The sequence below is a fragment of the Pseudomonas brassicae genome, from assembly GCF_010671725.1.
In the GTDB taxonomy this organism is placed as follows: domain Bacteria; phylum Pseudomonadota; class Gammaproteobacteria; order Pseudomonadales; family Pseudomonadaceae; genus Aquipseudomonas; species Aquipseudomonas brassicae.
This window is the reverse complement of sequence record NZ_JAAHBU010000569.1, coordinates 1-1,104: the sequence shown is the minus strand read 5'-3', so window position 1 is coordinate 1,104 and position 1,104 is coordinate 1. Positions and strand designations below refer to the sequence as shown.

2 protein-coding genes are annotated in these 1,104 nt (G+C 62.7%); both read left to right on the top strand.

What is annotated here, in order from left to right:
* The coding region (locus G3436_RS26200) for a chemotaxis protein CheA (RefSeq protein ID WP_178116617.1) at positions 1-540 on the top strand (540 nt) is incomplete at its 5' end.
* A gap of 45 nt (positions 541-585) precedes the next feature.
* The coding region (locus G3436_RS26195; protein WP_163951199.1) for a response regulator at positions 586-1,104 on the top strand (519 nt) is incomplete at its 3' end.

Sequence of the window (1,104 nt, the reverse complement as noted above, 5' to 3'; positions counted from 1 at the left end):
GGCCGCGGCGTGGGCATGGACGTGGTCAAGACCAAGATTTCCCAGCTCAACGGCTCGATCAACATCTATTCGACCAAGGGCCAGGGTTCGAAGATCGTCATCAAGGTGCCGTTGACCCTGGCGATCATGCCGACCCTGATGGTCATGCTCGGCAACCAGGCCTTCGCCTTCCCGCTGGTCAACGTCAACGAAATCTTCCACCTGGACCTGTCGCGCACCAACGTGGTCGACGGTCAGGAAGTGGTGATCGTGCGGGACAAGGCCTTGCCGTTGTTCTACCTCAAACGCTGGCTGGTCAGCTCGGCGGCTCATGAAGAGCAGCGCGAAGGCCACGTGGTGATCCTGTCGGTAGGTACCCAGCGCATCGGCTTCGTGGTCGACCAACTGGTGGGCCAGGAAGAGGTGGTCATCAAGCCGTTGGGCAAGATGCTGCAGGGCACCCCGGGCATGTCGGGCGCCACCATTACCGGTGACGGGCGCATTGCGCTGATTCTCGACGTGCCGAGCATGCTCAAGCGTTACGCCGCACGGCGTATCTGATCCCGGTGGCGCGGCCACGTGGTCGCGCCCCGTAATGGAGTGTTTATGGCAGTCAAGGTCCTGGTGGTGGATGATTCCGGTTTTTTCCGCCGCCGTGTCTCGGAAATTCTTTCAGCGGACCCGACTATCCAGGTGGTCGGTACCGCGACCAACGGCAAGGAAGCGATCGATCAGGCGCTGTCGCTCAAGCCCGACGTCATCACCATGGACTATGAAATGCCCATGATGGATGGCATCACCGCCGTGCGTCACATCATGCAGCGGTGCCCGACCCCGGTGCTGATGTTCTCGTCGCTCACCCACGAAGGCGCGCGGGTCACCCTCGACGCACTGGATGCCGGTGCGGTCGACTACCTGCCGAAAAACTTCGAAGACATCTCGCGCAACCCCGAGAAGGTCAAGCAGATGCTGTGTGAAAAGGTGCATACCATCTCGCGCAGCAACCGGCGGTTCAGTGCCTATGCCAGCCCGGCGCCGAGTACGCCGGCAGCGGCTGTCGCACCGAGTGCCAGCAGCCTGTCCAGCCCGAGCCCGGCGCGCACCGTGGCGCCTGCGCCTGCAGCG